The 18,978-nt window shown below is 70.7% G+C and carries 18 protein-coding genes and 1 pseudogene; 12 read left to right on the forward strand and 7 right to left on the reverse strand.

The window, feature by feature from the left end; genetic code table 11:
• The first annotated feature begins 20 nt into the window (after positions 1 to 20).
• The 9 genes from AB0I10_RS02595 to AB0I10_RS02635 all read left to right on the forward strand — a co-directional run bounded on the left by AB0I10_RS02595 (position 21) and on the right by AB0I10_RS02635 (position 7,851).
• Positions 21 to 233 carry a ferredoxin gene (locus tag AB0I10_RS02595; RefSeq protein WP_363150441.1) on the forward strand — a complete coding sequence of 71 codons (213 nt, stop codon included), beginning with the start codon at positions 21 to 23 and terminating at the stop codon, positions 231 to 233.
• Positions 230 to 1,651, forward strand: a complete 1,422-nt coding sequence (locus AB0I10_RS02600; protein ID WP_363150442.1) for an FAD-linked oxidase C-terminal domain-containing protein — start codon at positions 230 to 232, stop codon at positions 1,649 to 1,651. Before AB0I10_RS02595 ends, AB0I10_RS02600 begins: the two co-directional genes overlap by 4 nt.
• Positions 1,648 to 2,910, forward strand: a complete 1,263-nt coding sequence (locus AB0I10_RS02605; protein WP_363150443.1) for an MFS transporter — start codon at positions 1,648 to 1,650, stop codon at positions 2,908 to 2,910. Before AB0I10_RS02600 ends, AB0I10_RS02605 begins: the two co-directional genes overlap by 4 nt.
• A complete protein-coding gene (locus tag AB0I10_RS02610; RefSeq protein ID WP_363150444.1) occupies positions 2,892 to 3,731 on the forward strand; it encodes a TauD/TfdA family dioxygenase in 840 nt (279 codons plus the stop codon). Before AB0I10_RS02605 ends, AB0I10_RS02610 begins: the two co-directional genes overlap by 19 nt.
• A 13-nt stretch (positions 3,732 to 3,744) precedes the next feature.
• Complete coding sequence (locus tag AB0I10_RS02615) at positions 3,745 to 5,025, forward strand: ATP-grasp domain-containing protein (RefSeq protein ID WP_363150445.1); 1,281 nt, start codon at positions 3,745 to 3,747, stop codon at positions 5,023 to 5,025.
• Positions 5,026 to 5,064: 39 nt separating this feature from the next.
• Positions 5,065 to 6,192, forward strand: coding sequence for a histidinol-phosphate transaminase (gene hisC / locus AB0I10_RS02620; RefSeq protein ID WP_363150446.1), 1,128 nt, complete (start codon positions 5,065 to 5,067; stop codon positions 6,190 to 6,192).
• Positions 6,193 to 6,198: 6 nt separating this feature from the next.
• Positions 6,199 to 6,579 (forward strand): isomerase, encoded by a 381-nt coding sequence (locus AB0I10_RS02625; protein WP_363150447.1) that lies wholly within the window; start codon positions 6,199 to 6,201, stop codon positions 6,577 to 6,579.
• A 115-nt stretch (positions 6,580 to 6,694) separates the two neighbouring features.
• Positions 6,695 to 7,483 carry a hypothetical protein gene (locus tag AB0I10_RS02630; RefSeq protein WP_363150448.1) on the forward strand — a complete coding sequence of 263 codons (789 nt, stop codon included), beginning with the start codon at positions 6,695 to 6,697 and terminating at the stop codon, positions 7,481 to 7,483.
• Positions 7,480 to 7,851, forward strand: coding sequence for a GntR family transcriptional regulator (locus AB0I10_RS02635; RefSeq protein ID WP_363150449.1), 372 nt, complete (start codon positions 7,480 to 7,482; stop codon positions 7,849 to 7,851). The genes AB0I10_RS02630 and AB0I10_RS02635 overlap by 4 nt, the downstream gene beginning before the upstream one ends.
• A gap of 113 nt (positions 7,852 to 7,964) precedes the next feature.
• Here AB0I10_RS02635 and AB0I10_RS02640 read toward each other — a convergent pair whose 3' ends face one another.
• The 6 genes and pseudogenes from AB0I10_RS02640 to AB0I10_RS02665 form a co-directional block, all read right to left on the reverse strand.
• Positions 7,965 to 8,429 (reverse strand): SRPBCC family protein, encoded by a 465-nt coding sequence (locus AB0I10_RS02640; protein WP_363150450.1) that lies wholly within the window; start codon positions 8,427 to 8,429, stop codon positions 7,965 to 7,967.
• Between the two features lie 2 nt (positions 8,430 to 8,431).
• Entirely contained in the window at positions 8,432 to 9,313 is an 882-nt protein-coding gene (locus tag AB0I10_RS02645) for an RNA polymerase sigma-70 factor (RefSeq protein ID WP_363150451.1), read from the reverse strand.
• A gap of 275 nt (positions 9,314 to 9,588) precedes the next feature.
• Positions 9,589 to 10,380 carry an inositol monophosphatase family protein gene (locus AB0I10_RS02650; RefSeq protein WP_363150817.1) on the reverse strand — a complete coding sequence of 264 codons (792 nt, stop codon included), beginning with the start codon at positions 10,378 to 10,380 and terminating at the stop codon, positions 9,589 to 9,591.
• A gap of 155 nt (positions 10,381 to 10,535) precedes the next feature.
• The gene (gene helR, locus AB0I10_RS02655) at positions 10,536 to 12,710 is read right to left on the reverse strand and encodes an RNA polymerase recycling motor ATPase HelR (RefSeq protein ID WP_363150452.1); all 2,175 of its coding nucleotides are present in this window, start codon (positions 12,708 to 12,710) and stop codon (positions 10,536 to 10,538) included.
• 520 nt (positions 12,711 to 13,230) lie between these two features.
• Complete coding sequence (locus AB0I10_RS02660; protein WP_363150818.1) at positions 13,231 to 14,205, reverse strand: DMT family transporter; 975 nt, start codon at positions 14,203 to 14,205, stop codon at positions 13,231 to 13,233.
• 192 nt (positions 14,206 to 14,397) lie between these two features.
• Positions 14,398 to 14,520, reverse strand: a pseudogene (locus AB0I10_RS02665) (2OG-Fe dioxygenase family protein); the annotation flags it as partial.
• A 189-nt stretch (positions 14,521 to 14,709) separates the two neighbouring features.
• Here AB0I10_RS02665 and AB0I10_RS02670 point away from each other — a divergent pair.
• Together AB0I10_RS02670 and AB0I10_RS02675 are read left to right on the forward strand one after the other, a co-directional pair.
• On the forward strand, positions 14,710 to 16,182 hold the full coding sequence (locus AB0I10_RS02670; RefSeq protein ID WP_363150453.1) for a DNA-3-methyladenine glycosylase 2 family protein: 1,473 nt from the start codon (positions 14,710 to 14,712) through the stop codon (positions 16,180 to 16,182).
• A 10-nt stretch (positions 16,183 to 16,192) separates the two neighbouring features.
• A complete protein-coding gene (locus tag AB0I10_RS02675; RefSeq protein WP_363150454.1) occupies positions 16,193 to 16,804 on the forward strand; it encodes a methylated-DNA--[protein]-cysteine S-methyltransferase in 612 nt (203 codons plus the stop codon).
• A 141-nt stretch (positions 16,805 to 16,945) separates the two neighbouring features.
• On the opposite strand, the gene AB0I10_RS02680 is transcribed toward AB0I10_RS02675, so the two are convergent.
• Positions 16,946 to 17,458: an NUDIX hydrolase gene (locus AB0I10_RS02680; RefSeq protein ID WP_363150455.1), complete on the reverse strand. Its 513-nt coding sequence runs from the start codon at positions 17,456 to 17,458 to the stop codon at positions 16,946 to 16,948.
• A gap of 288 nt (positions 17,459 to 17,746) precedes the next feature.
• Here AB0I10_RS02680 and AB0I10_RS02685 point away from each other — a divergent pair, with 288 nt between their 5' ends.
• Positions 17,747 to 18,871: a glycerate kinase gene (locus AB0I10_RS02685; RefSeq protein ID WP_363150819.1), complete on the forward strand. Its 1,125-nt coding sequence runs from the start codon at positions 17,747 to 17,749 to the stop codon at positions 18,869 to 18,871.
• Positions 18,872 to 18,978: the final 107 nt, after the last annotated feature.

Below are 18,978 nucleotides of genomic sequence, written 5' to 3' on the forward strand. Positions count from 1 at the left end.
CAGCGATGAGGGTCTCTGCCATGAGGGTCTCCCTCCTGCCCGAACAGTGCGTCGGCGCCGGACACTGCGTCCTGTCGGCCCCCGAGGTCTTCGACCAGAACGAGGAGGACGGCGTCGTCCTGCTGCTCGACGCGACCCCGGACGCGCACCTCGCGGACGCCGTCCACGAGGCCGCCGACCTCTGCCCCGCCCGGGCGATCCTGGTCGACGCACCGGACGAGCGCACCGCATGACGGCCGGCCTGCTCAACGCCCTGCGCGACGCCCTGGGGGAGGGGGCGGTGCTCACCGACCCCGACGTGACCGAGGGCTACGCGGGCGACATGATGCCGCTGGTGCCGCGGGGGCGGCCGCTCGCGGTCGTCCTCCCCGCCGACACCGCCCAGGTGCAGGCCTGTGTGCGTGCCTGCGCCGAAGCGGGCACCCCGCTCGTGCCACGCGGTGCGGGCAGCGGGCTGACCGGCGCGGCGAACGCCGTCGACGGCTGCGTCGTCCTCGTCACGACGCGGATGAACCGGATCCTGGAACTCGACGCGGACAACCGGCTCGCGGTCGTCCAGCCCGGCGTGGTCAATCTGGACCTGCGCAAGGCGGCGGCCCGCCACGGCCTCTTCTACCCGCCGGACCCTTCGAGCCTGGACTGGTGCACCCTCGGCGGCAACCTGGCGACCAACGCCGGCGGCCTCTGCTGCGGAAAGTACGGTGTGACCGCGGACGCCGTGCTCGGCCTCGAAGTCGTGCTCGCCGACGGCGCCCTGCTCAGGACGGGACGCAGAACCGTCAAGGGCGTCGCGGGATACGACCTCACCCGGCTCTTCGTGGGCAGCGAGGGCACCCTCGGCGTCATCACCGGGGCGACCCTCGCCCTCAAACCGCTGCCGGCCGCCCCCGGCACCCTGATCGCCTCGTTCGACGCGGTGGAGAAGGCGGGCGACGGCGTCATCCGCGTCGTACGGGAGGGCATCGTCCCCTCCCTCATGGAGATCATGGACGCCACCTCGCTGCGGGCGTCCGCGGCCTACCTCGACACCGATCTCGGTGGCGCGGGCCAACAGGCCCTGCTGCTCTGCCAGTCGGACTCCGGCGGTGCGGCCGCCGACCGTGAACTGGCGGCGATGGAACGCCTCTGCCAGGAGGCCGGGGCCACCTTCACCCACACCACCCGTGATCCGGCCGAGGGCGACCTGCTGCTGCGCGCCCGCCGGGTGTCGCTCACCGCCCTGGAGGCGCAAGGGGCCGTGATGACCGAGGACGTGGCCGTACCGCGCACCCGGATCGCCGAACTCATCGCCGGCTGCGAGAAGATCGGCGCGGCGGCCGGGCTGACCGTGGCGGTCGTCGGACACGCGGGGGACGGCAATATGCACCCCACCGTGCTGTACGACCGTGCGTCGCCGGACGAGTTCCGCCGGGCCGGTGAGGCGTTCGACGCGATTCTCGCCCTGGGACTCTCGCTCGGCGGCACGGTCACCGGCGAACACGGCATCGGCAAACTCAAACAGGAGTGGCTGGAGCGCGAGCTGGGGCCGGTCTCGATGCGGGTGCACCGGCAGCTCAAGGCGGCCCTCGACCCGGGAAATCTCTTCAATCCCGGAGCGGTGTTCAGCCCCGACGCGTCCACCCCGGCGGAAGCGGACCACGGCACCCCATGATCGTCAAGACCTTCCGGATCGTGGCCGGGCTCAACGACGCGCTGCGCACGCTCTTCTTCACCACGCTCATCTTCCGTACGGGAACGATGGCGTACCCGTTCCTCGCCGCGTACCTGTTGCTGTCCGGCGGTTTCGACAAGGCGCAAGTAGGCACCGCCGTCGCCTGCTTCGGGGTGGGCGCGCTCGCCGCCGACCTGGCGGCCAGTGTGCTGCTCGGCCGGATCGGCGCACGGACGGTGATGCTCGGCGGCCTCCTGCTCAACGCCGCCGTGCTGGCCGTCACGCCACTTCTCCATCAACTTCCCTGGATCATCACGGCAGTTGTGGTCTGGGGCTTCGCCTACGAGGTGGTCACCCCCGCCTCGTACTCCGCCACCATCGACGGCTCGGCACCCGCCGAACGCAAGGTCGCCTTCTCCTGCTACCGGTTGGCCATCAACGTCGGCATGGCCATCGGCCCCATCGCCGGCGGACTGATCTTCGCGGTGAGCCCCCGCGCGATGTTCTGGGCCAACGCGGCCTGTGTGCTGGCCGCGGCCGGATATCTCGCGCTCCGCACGAAGAGCAGCGGTACCGCGGCCCGGCCCGCACGGGCCACCGAGCGGGCGGCCGCCGGAGTCCGCCCCCTCCGGGACCACACCCGCTTCTGGACGATCTTCGGCCTGTCACTGCCCATCCAGCTCGCGTACTCACTCCCCTCGGTCTTCGCCAGTACGTACGTCATCGTCGGCCTGGGGATGCCCGGTTACTGGGCGGGAATCATCTTCACCGTCAATGCCCTGGGCATCGTCCTCTTCGAGGTCCCCCTCAACGCGGCGATGACGCGCTGGGCGAACCTGCCGACCCTGCTCCTCGGATACGGGCTGGCCGGCGCGGGATTCCTGCTGATGGGGCTCTCCGGCTCCGGCCCGGCCCTCGTCCTCGCCACCGTGGTGTGGACGGCCGGCGAAATCGTCGTCTTCCCCGGGCTGCTGCACTACGTCAGCGGCCTCGCGCCCTCCGGCGACGCGGCCGACCGGAACATGAGCCTGTACTCAACAGGCGTCAACGTCGCCTTCATCGTGGCGCCCCAGCTCGCCCTGCTGCTCTCCGGCCCCGGACACCCCGGCGCGCCCTGGGCGGTGGCCGGAGCCGCGGTGTGTGTGGCGTGGCTGCTGCTGATCGCGGCCCGCAGAAGTCCCTACACCTGGCACACGGCGGAACCCCGCACAACGCAGGAACCATCCACCGAGGAGGAACCGTGCAAAAGCGCGATCTGACCCCGTACATAGGCGTCGAGTTCACCGGCGTCACCATCGACGACCTGCGCCGCCCCGAGGTCTTCGACGACCTCGTCGACTCGCTCCACCAACGGGATCTGGTCGTCGTCCGCGGCATCGACCTGACACCGGAGCAGCAGATCGAACTGGCCGCACGGATCGGCAACCCGGTGCCCTTCGTGCTGAAGGACTGGCGGCACCCGGAGTTCGACGAGATCCTCGTCTCCTCCAACGAGCGGAAGAACGACAAACCGCTGGGCATCCCGCGGGTCGGCAACTTCTGGCACCAGGATTCGTCGTTCAACGAGCATCCCTCCGAGTACACGATGCTGCACGGCATCAACGTCCCGCAGGACTGCGGCCACACCCTGTTCGCGAGCGCCTGCGACGTCTACGACCGGCTGCCGGACGAGTGGCGGACCAAGCTCGAAGGCCGTATCGGACTGCACACCCTGACCAAGCAGCAGCGCATCGGCCCGGAGCACGTCGGGCTGTCGATCGCCGAGATGCGTGCGCTGGTCGCCTTCGAGTACCCGCCGGTGGAACACCCGGTGGTGCGGCGCGACGAGTTCACCGGCCGCAGCTACCTCTACGCGGCCCGCGAGTACATGGACTCCGTGGCGGGCTTCGACCCCAACGACAACGCGGCCTTCTTCGACCTGGTCGACGCGCTGGTGCAGGACCCCGCGCATGTCTACACACACCGCTGGACACCGCACGACCTGCTGGTATGGAAGACAGCGACGACCTACCACGTGGCGACCGAGCTGCCCCCGGGTGTCCCCCGGACGGTGCACCGTGTCAGCATCGCGGCCGCGTGACGGGGGGCGAACCATGCGCACCACGCACACCGTGAAGACACCCGACCGCGCGCCCGTCGGCGTGGTGGTCGACGGCTATTCGGCCGGCAAGTTCCTGCCTCCCGCGTTCCGGCGGCTCGGCGCTGACGTCCTGCATCTGCAGAGCACGCCCGAGTTCCTGTCCACCGTCGCGCCGCCGGACCTGGGCCCGTACCTCGCCAACGTCGTCCATGACGACCTGGAGCGGACCGCCAAACAGCTGGCCGAGTACGCCCCCGTCTGCGTACTGCCCGGCCAGGAGACCGGTGTGATGCCGGCGGACCTGATCGCCGAGCACATGGGGCTGCCCGGGAACGGCTCGGCGCTCTCCGTCGCACGACGCGACAAATACGAGATGATCGAGACCCTGCGCCGGGCCGGGATCCACTGCGCCCATCAGCTCAAGTCCTCCGATACGGAGGAGATCGTGGCGTGGGCGGCACGGGAGGCCGGCTATCCGGTGGTGCTGAAACCCCTCAGCTCCGCCTCCACCGACGGTGTCTTCATCTGCCGCGACGCGGACGACATCCGTACCGCCGCCGGTTCGGTCCTCGGCTCGTACGACATCTTCGAGCGCCGCAACACCGAGGTGCTCGCCCAGTCCTTGCTCCATGGCACCGAGTACATCGTGGACGTGGTGCGCGGCCCCGGCGGGGGACGGCATGTCTGCGGCGTCTGGGAGTACGAGAAGACCGACATCGGCACCAAGCGCGTCTACGACAAGGACCTGCTGCTGGCCCCGGACAGTGAGCCGGTGGCCGAGCTGGTCGGCTATCTCGACACCGTCCTGGAGGCACTGGAGATCCGGTTCGGCGCCGCCCACGCGGAAATCATCATGACCCCGCAAGGCCCCGCGCTGGTCGAGATCGGCGCCCGGGTGAACGGCAACATGGACCCCGGCTTCCATGACGCCTGCATGGACGGGAACCAGGTGGACCTCCTGGCGCTGGCCTGTGTCCGGCCCGACGAGTACGCCCGCCGGTTCACCGGGAACACCATGTACCGCAAGCGGCGCGAGGCCCTCGTCTACCACGGGCAGACCAGCCTCAGCGGCGTGGTCGCCGAGATCGACGAAGGGGTGCTCGCCGAGATCGGCGCGCTGGACACCGTGCATCTGGCGGTGCCCCGGGCGGCACCGGGGGACCGGCTGCGTCCCACCAGCGACCTGTTGTCCAGCCCGCTGCGGGTCTTCATGACCGGCGATGACCGCCGGCAGCTGACGGCCGACCACCAGCGGATCCTGGCCCTCAAGGACGCCGTCTTCCGGCTCGTCTGACCGGACCGCTGCGAGGAATCGTGCGATGGAAGGAATCCGATGACCGTTCCGATCCGGGCCGACCTGGCCGGAATGCCCGACTACATCATCCCGCGCCAGCCGCCCGGGGCGATCCTGCTGAACTCCAACGAAGGGCCGTCGGCGCCCCCGCCGTCCGTCGTCGAAGCCATCACCCGGGCGGCGACCGAAAGCCACCGCTACCCGACGTGGTTCTCGGAGGAGCTGGTGTCCCGGCTCGCGGACCGGCTCGGCGTGCCCGAGCAGTGGATCGCCGTCGGCTGCGGCTCGGTGAGCCTGTGCCAGCAGCTCATCCAGGCGTACTGCGCCCCGGGCGACGAAGTGGTGTGCGCCTGGCGCTCCTTCGAGGCGTACCCGGTCTTCGCCCAGGTCGCCGGGGTGGCGGTACGCACTGTTCCGCTGGATGCGGAACACCGGCACGACCTGGACGCCATGCTGGCCTCGATCACCCCCGCCACCCGGGTCGTCTTCGTCTGCAATCCGAACAACCCCACCGGCACCGTGGTGCGTTCGGAGGCCCTGCGGCGGTTCCTGGACAAGGTGCCCTCCGATGTCCTGGTCGTCTTGGACGAGGCGTACCGGGAATTCATCACGGACCCGGACGTGCCGGACGGCGTCCCGCTCGCCCTGGAGCGGGAGAACGTCGCGGTCCTGCGCACCTTCTCCAAGGCATACGCCCTGGCCGGCGTCCGGATCGGCTACTGCGTGGCACCGCCGCCGATCGCCGCCATCACGACCAAGGTCGGCGTCCCCTTCGCGGTGAGCCGCCTCGCCCAGGCGGCCGGACTCGCCGCACTGGAGCACGCCGACGAAGTACGCGCGCGGTGCGAGACGGTGATCCGGGAGCGGGAACGCCTCCGCGAGGCGCTGCTGGAAGCCGGTCACGAAGTGGCGTATTCACAGGCCAATTTCCTGTGGCTGCCGCTGGGCGAGAGTTCCGCGCGATTCGGCGAACACTGTGCGAACAACGGAGTCATGGTGCGTGCCTTCGGGAATGACGGTGTTCGTGTCACGGTGGGACTCCCCGAGGAGAATGCCGCCTTCCTGCGCGCGGCCGCAGGCTTTGGGCAATCCGCCGACGTGCCCACACACACCCCTTCGCGCAGCCCGTCAAAGAGTCCGTCGCTCCCTTCCACCGAGGAGAAGTAGAAGCAGATGCCGCACATCACCGTTGACTACGACAAGCCCCTGCACGACTCCTTCGACCGCCGCCGCTTCGCGCTCGAACTTCACTCGCTGGCAGCCGAGACGGTCGACGGCATCACCGTCGAAAGCTGCAAGACACGTTTCCGGTGCGTCGACGAGGTCGTCATCGCGGACGGCGAACCCGGCCAGGCCCTGGTCCACGTCGACTTCGCGATCCTGCCGGGCCGTACCACGGAGACCAAGACCGCACTGAGCCGTGCCGTCCTTGAGCTGGTACGCGCCCACACGGCAGATGTACCCGGCACGGTGGTACACGCATCCGTGGACGTGGTCGACCTCGGCGCGGCGTACACCAAGCATGTAGGGGGTGGAACCTCCGGCCACCAGTAGGTTCGGGGCGCTCCCACCGCCAATCGAGCGCCTTGTATCACTCATTTGACACAAGGTGCGGTGTCCGCCATCTTGTACTCGATACTTGATACAAGCGCCACGACGGGGGACCACCATGCTCGATACCACCCTGACCGACCCGCACCGCCGGGCCCGCGCCGACCTGCTCGCCCGGTGGGGCGGTCTCGCCCTCGGCGCCGCGCTGGCCTGGGGGATCGCCCAGAGCGACCGCCTGGGGCTCGGAATCCTCCACGCCATCCCGGTCTTCGGCATCTGCGCCGTGGCGGGCGTCCTGGCCGCAGACGCCCTGATGCCCAAGCAGCAGGGGACGGTACGCCGGGCGGGCCTCACCCCGCGCCGAATCCGCGACTTCCTCCCGACCCGCTTCGCCATGGTTCTGGCCACCCAGGCCGCCGCGCTCATCGCTCTGCTCACGGCCGCCGCGCTCACCGCGTCCGCGGACGACATGGGCCGGGCGGGTCGCTCACTCAGCGCGGCCTGCGACGGACTGACCGAGTCGCACGGCCCCTGGCCCGGCCTCTTCTACAGCATCCCGATCCTTGGCGCCCTCGGCGTCGGCAGCGCCGCCTGCGGCTACGCCCTGTACCGCATCACGCGGCGACCGGCACCCGACGGCGACTCGGCGCTGCTCGCCGCCGACGAGGAACAGCGCCGGGACCGGGCGCTCGCGGTGACGGCCGCATGGGGACTGTTGGTTTCCGCTCCGCTCGCCGGCGCCACGTTCTTCGCATCAGGTGCGCTGCGCTCGCTTTCCTGCCTCGGGCCCGCGCCCCACACCGTCGGCTGGATCCTGCTGCCGGTCGCGGTGACGGCCGGCTGCACGGCCGTGTGGTCCCTGTTCGTCCTTGCCGCCCCGCTCTCCGCCCCCCGGAGGCAGCCTTGACCGGCCCGACCGTACGTGTGGACACGACCAGCCCGGTCCCGCCGTACGAGCAGGTACGGACCCAACTCGCCGCGCTCATCGGCAGCGGCCGCCTCCCGGAGGGCGAACGGCTCCCCACCGTCCGCCAGCTCGCCGCCGACCTCGGGCTGGCCACCGGTACCGTGGCCCGCGCCTACAAGGAGCTGGAGGCCGCGGCCCTCATCCGCACCAAACGCGGAGCAGGCACCCGGGTCGCCGCCGTGCCCGGGGCCGCTGACGCCGACACCGGTCGGCTCACCCGGCTCGCTCACGGATACGTCGCCGCCGCCCGCGCGACCGGTGCCGACGAGGCAGCCATCCTCGCCGCAGTACAAGCCGCACTGGTCTGAACCGGCTCGCCCGAGAGCAACAACCCGAAGCCCGGGCAACGCCCATTGAAGGGCCGGCTTCGCCGGAGGCGGTCAGCGGGGCTCGGTTCCGTTCGTTGGCGCGTGTGTGGTCCTCATGCTCGGTTGCGACTGGGGTGTTGGGCCAGCGCGGTGTTGGCGGCGTCGAGGATGTTGCGGAACGTGCGGGTGATGATCGGCCTCGCGAGGCGCCGGGTGAGGAGGGCGCCGAGCAAAGGGACGGGGATCTCGGCGCGGGTGATCCAGCGGACCTGGGTGCCGCCGTCGACCTCGGTGAACGTCATGCGGCCGAGTTCGTGCCGGGACGGCGGCAGACTGCGCTCGACGACGTACTCGGTGGCGTACGGCGGGTCGTACCGGGTGATGCGTTCGCGGAACCAGCCGATCAGCCAGAGGTGACTGCGCACCGCACCGACGCCGTAGGGCGCGGTCGCGCCGCGCCGGGTCAGGCGGCAGCGCAGCACCAGGGGCGAGCTCGTGTAGTTGGTGGTCGTGGTGAGCCAGGCGAACACGTCCTCGATCGGGGCGTCGATGACACGTTCAACAGTCATGGTTTCCACAGCTATTGAACTCCTCTGTCGAGTGGGAGCACCGTTTCGGCGCGGTGCAGCTTGTCCGGGTTGCGCACGCCGTAGAGGCCGGTGATCCGTCCGTCGTGGATCTCGAACGCGACCAGCCAGTCGAGTTCACCACCGGTGACGAACCGTGCCGCGGGCATGCCGTTGTAGGTGGCGTGCTCGATACGGGTCGCCGCGGTGGTGGTGCGGAGTACGCCGAGGACGAACCGGGCGACGTCGTCGCGGCCGGTGATCGGGCGGCGGGCGGCGACGACTTTGCCGCCGCCGTCGGAGATCTGCACGACATCGGGCGCCAACAGGTCCATCAGCGCCTGGACTTCGCCCGTCGCCGCCGCGTGCAGGAACCGCTGGACGATTCCCCGGCCGGCGTCGGAGTCGGGCTCGAAGCGACGGCGCCGCGCATGGACGTGCCGGCGTGCGCGGTGGGCGATCTGCCGGACGGTGACCTCGCTCTTCCCGACCGAGGCGGCGATCTCGCCGTGGCTGTAGCCGAACACGTCGTGCAGCACGAACACCGCGCGCTCGGTCGGGTTCAGCGTCTCCAGGACGAGCATCATGGCCATCGACACCGACTCGGCCAGGATCGCGTCCTCGCTCACGTCGGGTGCGGTGCGGATCGGCTCGGGCAGCCACGTGCCGACGTACTCCTCGCGCCGCGCCCTGACCGCGCGCAGGTGGTTGAGGGCCTGCCGGGTCACCACGCGGACCAGGTAGGCGCGCGGATGCTCGACCGCGGCCGGATCGACCGCGCTCCACCGCAGGTAGCTCTCCTGCAGCACGTCCTCGGCGTCGGCGGCGCTGCCCAGCATCTCGTAGGCGATGGTGAACAGCAGCGGACGGTGCTCGGTGAAGGCGTCCTCAGTCATGACCCACCCCCACCACGAGCATGCGTCGGTACCCGGGTGTCACAAGCGGCTCCCCTCTTCGGCTGCCCATCGAGACACCTCACACCAGCGAACCGTGACAGTCCGCCACTGTGATTCGGTTCACAACGTGGCTGTATGCCCAGGACCCGGCCCACGTCGAACCTCAACGTCCTGGGCCGCTACGGCTTCGACGTGGGAGGAGGGGTGAGGAATACGCGACTCTCGACTACGCGAGGCAGTCGCCAGGGCGAACGTCGCCCGGTGCGGAACTGGCTTCAGCTGCGGATCATCGACATCAGCAGCCCGTGGGTATCGGAGTCGGCGGCCACCACAAGCCCGCGGCCTGCCGGTCCGATCGGGGCGCCGTCGATCCCGGTGACTACACAGCCGGCAGCCCGGCACACAGCGATGCCGGCGGCGAAGTGCACACTTCTGGACAGGTCACTGCCGTCGGTGACGTATGCGGCGCGCCTGCCGGCCGCGACCCAGGCCAACGCCAGCGTCGTGGACACGACCCGCGGCCGGAACCGCGCGACGAAGCCGGGGTGGGCCAGCAGGTCCACGGCCCGAAAGCCGGGTGCGCTCGGAAACGGCGGATCCAGGTTGACGTCCACCAACTGGGTGGCGGGAGTGGGCGCCAGCTGCGCATCGACGCCGTCGTGCCGTACCCAGGCGGTCTCACCGTCGGTGAAGAAGATCTCGCCGCTGAACGGGTCGGCCACCGCCGCTGCTCCATTGCGCAGCGCCACGTTGACGGCCACCAGCATGTTGCCGACGGCGTAGTTCAGCGTGCCGCACAAAGGGTCTACCAACCACCGGCGCGCAGCATCGGCCGCACCCTGCTGCCCACCCTCCTCGCCGAGCACCGCATCATCGGGTCGAGCAGCACGGATGACGCCGAGGATCGCCTTCTCGGCTTCCACATCGGCGGCCGTGGCGAAGTCCCCGGCACCCTTGTCGATGCGGGCAAGCCGCTGACCGTACATGCTGCGCACCACGTCCGCGCCGGCACGTGCCGCAGCTATCGCAACCCCCGCATCGTCAGGGCTCGCAGATGAGTTGACCATGTCGCGCAGAATATCGGTGCGCAGCTTGTTCCCGTCGGTCGACCAGATCGTCATCGGCGTCCGACTCGGCCCGGCGCGGACCGCCAAGCCAGGCAGACGCCTTCGCCGGCGGTCCCCGTGATCGTCGGACGGCGATCACGTTGCCTTGGCCGACGTCAGGAGCTTGTGAGGATGACGAGTTGCTGGGTTGCGCGGGTCATCGCGACATAGTGGTCGACGGCTCCTTCGATGCCCTTGCCGAACGTCTCCGGGTCGATGAGGACGACCAGATCGAACTCAAGCCCCTTCGACAGTTCCGGCGTCAGCGACCGGACGCGGGATGTCGCCCGGAACGTGCCCTCGTCGATGTCACCAGTGCCGATGACGCAGGCGACTCCGTCGGCATGTGCAGCGAGCCAGGTGTCGAGGACCGAGTCCAGGTCCGCAACAGATCCGTGGACGACGGGGATGCCGCTGCTGCGGATGGAGGTCGGCACATTGGCGTCCGGGAGCGCAGCGCGGATGACCAGCTCGGCTTCCGCCATGACCTCTTCCGGCGTGCGGTAGTTGACGCTCAGGGGAGCCACGGTGATCCGGTCGAGCCCGGCCCGCTCGAGCCGTTCCTGCCACGACTCCGTGAACCCGTGCCTGGCCTGGGCGCGGTCACCGACAATGGTGAAGCTCCGGGACGGGCAGCGCTGCAGCAGCATCTGCCACTCGGCGTCGGTCAGTTCCTGAGCCTCGTCCACGATGATGTGCGCGAACGGGCCGGCGAGCAGGTCCGGTTCGGCGCCGGGCAGTGCGTTCTCGTCGATCAGGGTGTCCTGCAGGTCCTGTCCGCGCAGCATCCCCACCGCGCCTTCGCTCTCGTCGATCTCGGTGTCCTGCAGGATGCCGTCGATGACGTCGGCCCTGCGCGCACGTTCGGCGGCGACGGCGGCTTCGTGCCGACGCTTGCGCACCGACGCCTCCGGGTCGCCGAGCCGCTGCCGTGCCGCGTCCAGGAGCGGCAGGTCGGACACCGTCCAGGCCTGCGCGTCCGCACGCTGCAGCTTGCGCACGTCGTCGGGGCTGAGCCCGGGAGCGCACTTGCGCAGATAGGCGGGCACCGACCACAGATCTCCGACGAGGTCACTCGCCTCAAGCATCGGCCACGCACGGTTGAGGGTCCCGATCAGCTCTCTGTCCTGCAGCAGCGACCTCCGGAGCAGCTCGGGCGGGACATCGTCCTCGTCGTGCTTGTCCATCAGGATCGTGAGCAGCTCCTCCCGGATCTGGTCGCGCGCCTCGTTGTGCGGAGTGCCTGGTTCCACTGCTTCGAAGGCCGCCGCCCAGTCGTCGGCGCTCAGCCAGACGTCGGACCAGTGGGTCGAGACCGTCATCCCCTTGGTGGGCGGCTCCTCGTAGATGCCGACGGCCGGTTCGATCGCCTTCACCAGGTCCGCGGACGACTTCAGAAGCGCCACGTCCGGGTCGGTCTCGATCGCCGCTCCGGCCCCCTCGGCGACGAGGTCGCGCACGGTGCAGGTCTGCACGCCCTCCTCGCCGAGGCTGGGCAGGACATCGGAGACGTAGGCCAGGTAGGGCCGGCTCGGACCGACGAACAGCACACCGCCCCGACGGTGACCGAGACGCGGGTCGGAGTAGAGGAGGTGGGCGGCGCGGTGCAGAGCGACGACGGTCTTGCCCGTACCCGGACCGCCGTCGACGACGAGGGCGCCGCGGGACCCCGCGCGGATGATGGCGTCCTGGTCGGCCTGGATGGTGCCGAGCACGTCACGCATCCGGGCCGACCGGTTGCCGCCCAGGCTGGCGATGAACGCGGACTGGTCGTCCAGCGCGGCGTGCCCCTCCAGCCCGTCGGCGCTGAACACCTCGTCCCAGTAGTCGCTGATCCGACCGCGGGTCCAGCGGTACCGGCGGCGGCTCACCAGCCCCATCGGGTTGGCGTGGGTCGCCGCGAAGAACGGCTCGGCCGCGGGGGAGCGCCAGTCGAGCAGCAGCCGACGCCCCGTGCTGTCGGTGAGGCCGAGGCGTCCGATGTACACGGGCTCGGAGTTGTCCTTGGGGACGATGCGCCCCAGGCACAGGTCCAGACCGAAGCGACGCAAGGCGCGCAGGCGGCCGGTCAACCGGTGGATCTCCGCGTCCCGGTCCATCGCCGCCCGGCCGATGCCGCCGGGTGCCTTGCGCTCGGCGTCGAGGCGGTCGGACAGTTCGGCGATCGTCTGGTCGAGGCTCTCCGAGATGGCCGCGAAGTGCTGCTCGTCGCCGTCTATCAGCGCCGGGTCGGCTTTGGGGGAGAGGTGGTCGGGAAGGTTGAACGCGCTGGTGGTGGTCAGGGGGTTCATGGCATCAGCTCCGGTCCGAGTTCGCTGCCGCGACGGCCGGCGGCGCGCACACCCGCATCTCGGTGCCAAGTGCCCGCACCCGCAGTGCGCGTCCCACCACCGACTCGACGTCACCGCACGACCTGTAAACCGACAACAACACACGCACTTCGTGAATCTCCCGTTTCTGCAGGTTCTGAGCTCGGCCCGCGATTCTGCACCACGAACGGGGCCTTGCGGCAAGCCCCCCAGTGCGCTATAAGTTGAAAATGGCAAGGAGTGGGAACTCCTCTTTGCCTTCATCGTCCATTCGGACGGACAAGCCCTCCGCACATCGGCGACGCACCACGTACAGCGGCTTCGTCGGCGTAGGAGGATCTCGCGTGGGCCTACACACAGCCGCGGAACGAGAAGTTCTCACCCTCTTCAGCAAGGCCGGCTCGAACGTCGCCGAGAGCGCCGCAATCAGCCGAGAGCGCCGCCATCAAACGTGCCCGGGCGGCAGTTGTTGTCCGTCAGTTTCAGACCTAGGCCACCAGTTTCAGACCTGGGCCACCCGTTCCGACACCGTGTCAGCCGTCTCCGGACGGTCGTCCACCGGGGCCTGGCGTCCGGCGGCCTGCCGGCCCCACGTCGTACCGATGAGCACGAGGACCGCCCCGGCCGCGCCGAGCAGTCCGGGGCGGTCTCCGCCGGCCGCGACGCCGATCACGGCCGCCCACAGCGGCTCGGTGCCCAGCAACAGGCTCACCCGGGACGGGGAGGTCCTGCGCACCGCCCACATCTGGACGAAGAAGGCGAAGAGCGTGCACATCAGCGCCAGGTAGAGGAGCGCGGCCCACTGGCCGGGACCGTAGGAGGCCGCGACGTCCAGCGGCGATACGGGGGTGAAGGCCGACGCCAGCGCGAAAACGGCGATCGCGCCGGCGAACTGAACGACGGTCAGCGCCCCCGAGTCGGTCGAACGGAGCGACTTCATACGGCTCATGGCCATGACGTGCGCGGTGCGCGCGACCGCCGCGAGCAGTACCAGGAGATCGCCGGACGACGGGGCGGTGAAGCCCGAACCCTGGGTCAGCAGCGCCACACCGGCCACCGACAGCGCCGCCGCGCCGACGAACGCTTTGGTGGGGCGGGTGCGGGTCGCCACGCCCTCCGCGAGCGGCGTGAAGATCATGGTCAGGCTGATGATGAGCCCCGCGTTGGTCGCCGAGGTGTGCACGACGCCGTACGTCTCCAGCAGGAGAACCCCCGACAGGATCGCCCCAAGTGCCGCTCCCGCTGCAATCTCACGGCGGGTGAGCCGGGCGACGCCGCGGCCGGCGACCATGGCCATGACCGGTGTGGCCACCAGGAACCGCAGCAGGAGCAGGGCGATCACGGTGGCGCCGGTGGCCAGCTCCTTGGCGGCCAGATAGCTGGAACCCCAGACGACGGCCACCAGGACGACGGGCACGTCGATGAACCAGAGGAGCGTGCGGCCGGGGCCCGTGGCGGAAGAGGACAGGGTGGTCATGGTGGCGGGTTCCTTGTTCGACGAGGTGCGACGAGGTTCGACGAGTGGTGCCGGACCACGGCGTTCGGCAGATGCGGACCACCGCGGTCCATTGGGGGATACCGGTCGACGGGAGGCGAAGGCCACCGCCGGTACGTTCCAGTGCGCGGGGGCCGCCGGGTCGACGGGCTGAACCGGGGTGACGGAGCGCAGGGTCCGGCGGTCGTCACCCAGCAACAGGTCGCCGGGTGCGGCGAGCGTGGTGGTCAGCAGCTCGACGCCGTCATTGGCGAAGATCGCGCTCTCGCTGCCCTCGACGTTGCGTCGGTCGATCATCAGCGAGGTGATGAAGGCTACCCGCCGCGGTGCCGTCCCCCGGGGGCGGGCTGCCCGCGAGCCATGTGCCCGTCGGCGAATTCGCGAGCCCGCGTCGCAGGGAGACCCGTGTGCACCGTCGAGCGGCCACGAATATTGATGTCGGATTCTCGCCAGCCGAGCCCCGTCGCGTGAGGAATCCTTGAAACCATGCACACCGACACCGAGCGCTGTATGCGAGCCGTGCAGTCCAAGGACGCCCGCTTCGACGGCTGGTTCTACACCGCCGTGCTCACGACCCGTATCTACTGCCGTCCGAGGTGCCCGGTGGTGCCACCCAAGCCCGAGAACATGCGCTTCTACCCGAGCGCCGCCGCCGCGCAGCAGGCCGGATTCCGGGCCTGCAAGCGGTGCCGCCCGGACGCCAGCCCGGGGTCCCCGCAGTGGGACGAGCGGGCCGACCTCGTCGCCCGAGCCATGCGGCTGATCGCCGACGGCATCGTCGACCGCGAGGGCGTCCCCGGCCTGGCCGCCCGCCTCGGCTACAGCACCCGCCAGATCGAGCGCCAGCTGCTGGCCGAACTCGGGGCGGGACCGCTCGCCCTGGCCCGCGCCCAGCGCGCCCAGACCGCCCGCCTCCTGGTGGAGACCACGGCGCTTCCGATGGCCGATGTCGCGTTCGCCGCCGGATTCGCCAGCATCCGCACCTTCAACGAGACCGTACGAGAGGTCTTCGGGCTCTCCCCGACCGAACTGCGGCAGCGCGCCAAGCCGGGCCCGCGCGCCGCGGTGCCGGGCGCACTCGCGCTGCGGCTGCCGTTCCGCCGGCCGCTCAACCCCGACAACCTCTTCGGGCACCTCGCCGCCACCGCCGTCCCCGGTGTCGAGGAGTGGCGGGACGGCGCCTACCGGCGCACCCTCAACCTCCCGTACGGCCACGGCATCGTCGCTCTCTCGCCCCGCCTCGACCACATCGACTGCCGCCTGGCCCTCACCGATCTGCGCGACCTCGCGGGCGCCATCGCCCGCTGCCGGCGGATGCTCGACCTCGACGCGGACCCGGAGGCCGTCGACGGGCTGCTCCGCGAGGACCCGCAGCTGGCCCCGCTGGTCGACAAGGCACCCGGCCGCCGTGTGCCGCGCACCGTCGACGCCGACGAGTTCGCGGTCCGCGCCGTACTGGGCCAGCAGGTCTCCACCGCCGCGGCCCGCACCCACGCCGGACGGCTGGTCCTCGCGCACGGCGAGAAGGTCGACGACCCGGGCGGCGGCCTGACCCGCCTCTTCCCGTCCGCCGGCGTGCTCGCGGAACTCGACCCGGAGTCCCTGGCGATGCCCCGCACCCGCCGCGCCACCCTCACCGGCGTCATCGCGGCCCTCGCCTCCGGCGAGCTGCAACTCGGCGTCGGCAGCGACCGGGAGGCAGCCCGCGCGCAGCTCGCCGCGCTGCCGGGCATCGGCCCCTGGACCGTCGAGTGCATCGCCATGCGCGCACTCGGCGACCCCGACGCCTTCACCCCCACCGACCTCGGCCTGCGCCGCGCCGCCGCCGGACTCGGCATGCCCGCCACCCCTGCGGCCCTCATCCGGCACTCCGCGATCTGGCGCCCCTGGCGCGCGTACGCCGTCCAGTACCTCTGGGCCACCGGCGACCACCCCATCAACCACCTCCCGACGAACTGAGCCCGAAGCCATGACCGATGTCACCCACACCACCCCGACCAAGGCAGATGTCACCCACACCACCCCGACCAAGGCAGATGTCACCCACACCACCCCGACCAAGGCAGATGTCACCCACACCGTCTTGGACGACACCCCGGTGGGCCCGCTCACCCTCGTCGCCGCAGGCGAGGCCCTCACCGGCCTCTACATGACGGACCAGCGCCACCGCCCGCCACAGGAGACGTTCGGGCACCCGGCGGACCCCGAAGACGCCCCCTTCGTCGAGACCATCACCCAGCTCCGGGCCTATTTCCGCGGCGAGTTGACCACCTTCGACCTGCCCCTCGCGCTACGCGGCACCCCGTTCCAACGCCGCGTCTGGGCGGCCCTGTGCACCATCCCGTACGGCGAGACCGTCAGCTACGGGCAGCTCGCCGAACGACTCGGTGCGCCATCCGCGGCCCGCGCCGTCGGCCTGGCCAACGGGCGCAACCCGGTCGGCATCATCATCCCCTGCCACCGCGTAGTGGGCGCCAACGGCAGCCTCACCGGCTACGGCGGCGGCCTCGACCGCAAACGCCGCCTGCTCACCTTTGAACGCATGGACAGTGCACTGTTCCCAGCGGAGGAGTGTGGCTGACACCGAGGCGCGCGGTGCGCAGACCCACTGGGTCGTCCTGTTGCCACCCCGACGCTGAAGCGCGCGGGCCATCAACCCACGGTTCTCATCCCACGGTTCTCAGCCCATGGTTCTCAACCCGTGGTCCTCAACCCAAGGTTCTCAACCCATGGCGGAACTGCTCCCCTTCGGCGGCAGCCCGTCCTCCAGTTCCGCCGGTCCCCGGCCTTCCACGAGAGCCTGCAGCGCGGCGCCGATCCGCAGCGCCATCTGCGGGCTCACCAGCTTCTCGGCCTCGTCCGGGTGCACCAGTCGCCAGGACAGCAGCTCTTCCTCCTGCAGCCGGATCGCCGCCAGCTGTGCCGCGTCCAGCACCCCGCCGTCATACAGATACGACACCAGCGGCGGCCGCCCCTCCCCGCGCACCCAGTCGACGGCGAGCAGCGAGCCCAGCTCCACGTCCAGACCGATCTCCTCGGCGGTCTCCCGCCGGGCGGCCTGGCGGGGCGACTCGCCGGTGTCCGACTCGATGGTGCCGCCCGGCAGGATCCAGGTGTCGCGATAGTTGGGCTCCACAAGCAGGATGCGTTGGTCCGCGTCGCGGAAAATGGCGCCCGCGCCCGCGAGCACGCGCGGCAGACCGGCGATGTAAGTGGCGTAGTCCATGGTCGTCACGCCGCGAGCCTATGGGCGGCGGCCCGGCCTGCGAAGCAGCTGCCCGAGCTCGCACCGCCCGCGACGGGCGCCCCGCTCGGGGCGTGCGGATTCGGGGCATTCGGATATTGACGAGAATGGGTGATATTGGGTGGCAATGGTGTCCGGGCGTGCCATTCGCCACGGTTCCGGAACCCTGTGCCCTGTTCGCCGGGGCCTCTCGCCGGATAAGGTCACAGCGGCGCGACTGCCAGTTCGAAAGCAAGGGGAAACACGGTGGCGGACGCAGCAAGGACAAACACAGCACATGTGCTGATCGCCGCGGACAAGTTCAAGGGTTCGCTCACGGCCGTCGAGGTCGCCGAGCACGTCACGGCCGGTCTGCGGCGCGTGGTCCCCGACCTGGACGTGGCGGCCATCCCGGTCGCGGACGGCGGCGACGGCACGGTCGCGGCCGCGCTGGCGGCCGGATTCACCCGCCATGAGGCGCGGGTCAGCGGCCCCACCGGCGTGCCGGTGACGGCCACCTTCGCGCTGCGCCGCGACGGTACGGCGGTGGTGGAGATGGCGGAGGCGTCCGGGCTCCAGCACCTCCCGGAAGGCGTCTTCGCGCCCCTGACGGCCTCCACGTACGGCACCGGCGAGCTGCTGCTCGCGGCGCTGGACGCGGGCGCCACATCCATCGTCTTCGGCGTCGGCGGCAGCGCCACGACCGACGGCGGCGCGGGCATGCTGGCCGCGCTCGGCGCGCGGTTCCTCGACGCGGACGGCGATCCGGTGGCCCCCGGCGGCGGCCCCCTGGCTGACCTGGCCACGGTCGACCTGTCGGGCCTCGACCCCCGGCTGGCCCATACGGACATCGTGCTCGCCAGCGACGTCGACAACCCGCTCACCGGCCCGAAGGGCGCGCCCGCCGTCTACGGGCCGCAGAAGGGCGCGAGCGAGGCGGACGTCGCCACGCTGGACGCCGCCCTCGCGCACTACGCGGAGGTGCTGGAGACCGCCGTCGGAGCCAAGGCCGCAGAACATGCGCTGGCTCCCGGTGCGGGCGCCGCGGGCGGCATCGGCTACGGCGCGCTGGTCGGTCTCGACGCGGCGTTCCGTCCCGGTATCGACGTGATGCTGGACGTACTGGGCTTCGCGCCGGCCCTGGCGCGCGCCACCTTCGTCATCACCGGCGAGGGCTCGCTCGACGAGCAGACGCTGCACGGCAAGGCACCGGCCGGCGTGGCCGCCGCGGCCCGTGCTGCGGGCATCGACGTGGTCGCGGTCTGCGGCCGCCTCGCGCTGCCCGTCGAGGCGCTCGCCGCGGCCGGAATCCAGCGCGCCTACGCCCTGACGGACCTGGAGCCCGACCCGGCCCGCTGTATGGCCGAGGCGGGCCCGCTCCTGGAGCGCGCAGCGGAGAGCCTGGCCCGCGACTTCCTGGTCTGAGCCGATTGCGTGCGGCCCCGGAGAGGGCCGCACGCACCGGAAACGCCGAGAGCCCCGAGCGAATGATTCGCTCGGGGCTCTCGGCGTGTTGCGCGGTCTTGCGGAAG

Origin of the sequence: Streptomyces sp. NPDC050636 (assembly GCF_040654775.1) — a bacterium.
GTDB lineage: Bacteria > Actinomycetota > Actinomycetes > Streptomycetales > Streptomycetaceae > Streptomyces.

What these genes read in the sequence shown, in the direction of transcription:
- AB0I10_RS02595 (WP_363150441.1), top strand. Translation starts at nt 21, where the DNA reads ATGAGGGTCTCCCTCCTGCCCGAACAGTGCGTCGGCGCCGGACACTGC.
- AB0I10_RS02600 (WP_363150442.1), top strand. Translation starts at nt 230, where the DNA reads ATGACGGCCGGCCTGCTCAACGCCCTGCGCGACGCCCTGGGGGAGGGG.
- AB0I10_RS02605 (WP_363150443.1), top strand. Translation starts at nt 1,648, where the DNA reads ATGATCGTCAAGACCTTCCGGATCGTGGCCGGGCTCAACGACGCGCTG.
- AB0I10_RS02615 (WP_363150445.1), top strand. Translation starts at nt 3,745, where the DNA reads ATGCGCACCACGCACACCGTGAAGACACCCGACCGCGCGCCCGTCGGC.
- hisC (WP_363150446.1), top strand. Translation starts at nt 5,065, where the DNA reads ATGACCGTTCCGATCCGGGCCGACCTGGCCGGAATGCCCGACTACATC.
- AB0I10_RS02625 (WP_363150447.1), top strand. Translation starts at nt 6,199, where the DNA reads ATGCCGCACATCACCGTTGACTACGACAAGCCCCTGCACGACTCCTTC.
- AB0I10_RS02630 (WP_363150448.1), top strand. Translation starts at nt 6,695, where the DNA reads ATGCTCGATACCACCCTGACCGACCCGCACCGCCGGGCCCGCGCCGAC.
- AB0I10_RS02645 (WP_363150451.1), bottom strand. Translation starts at nt 9,313, where the DNA reads ATGACTGAGGACGCCTTCACCGAGCACCGTCCGCTGCTGTTCACCATC.
- AB0I10_RS02650 (WP_363150817.1), bottom strand. Translation starts at nt 10,380, where the DNA reads ATGGTCAACTCATCTGCGAGCCCTGACGATGCGGGGGTTGCGATAGCT.
- helR (WP_363150452.1), bottom strand. Translation starts at nt 12,710, where the DNA reads ATGAACCCCCTGACCACCACCAGCGCGTTCAACCTTCCCGACCACCTC.
- AB0I10_RS02660 (WP_363150818.1), bottom strand. Translation starts at nt 14,205, where the DNA reads ATGACCACCCTGTCCTCTTCCGCCACGGGCCCCGGCCGCACGCTCCTC.
- AB0I10_RS02670 (WP_363150453.1), top strand. Translation starts at nt 14,710, where the DNA reads ATGCACACCGACACCGAGCGCTGTATGCGAGCCGTGCAGTCCAAGGAC.
- AB0I10_RS02675 (WP_363150454.1), top strand. Translation starts at nt 16,193, where the DNA reads ATGACCGATGTCACCCACACCACCCCGACCAAGGCAGATGTCACCCAC.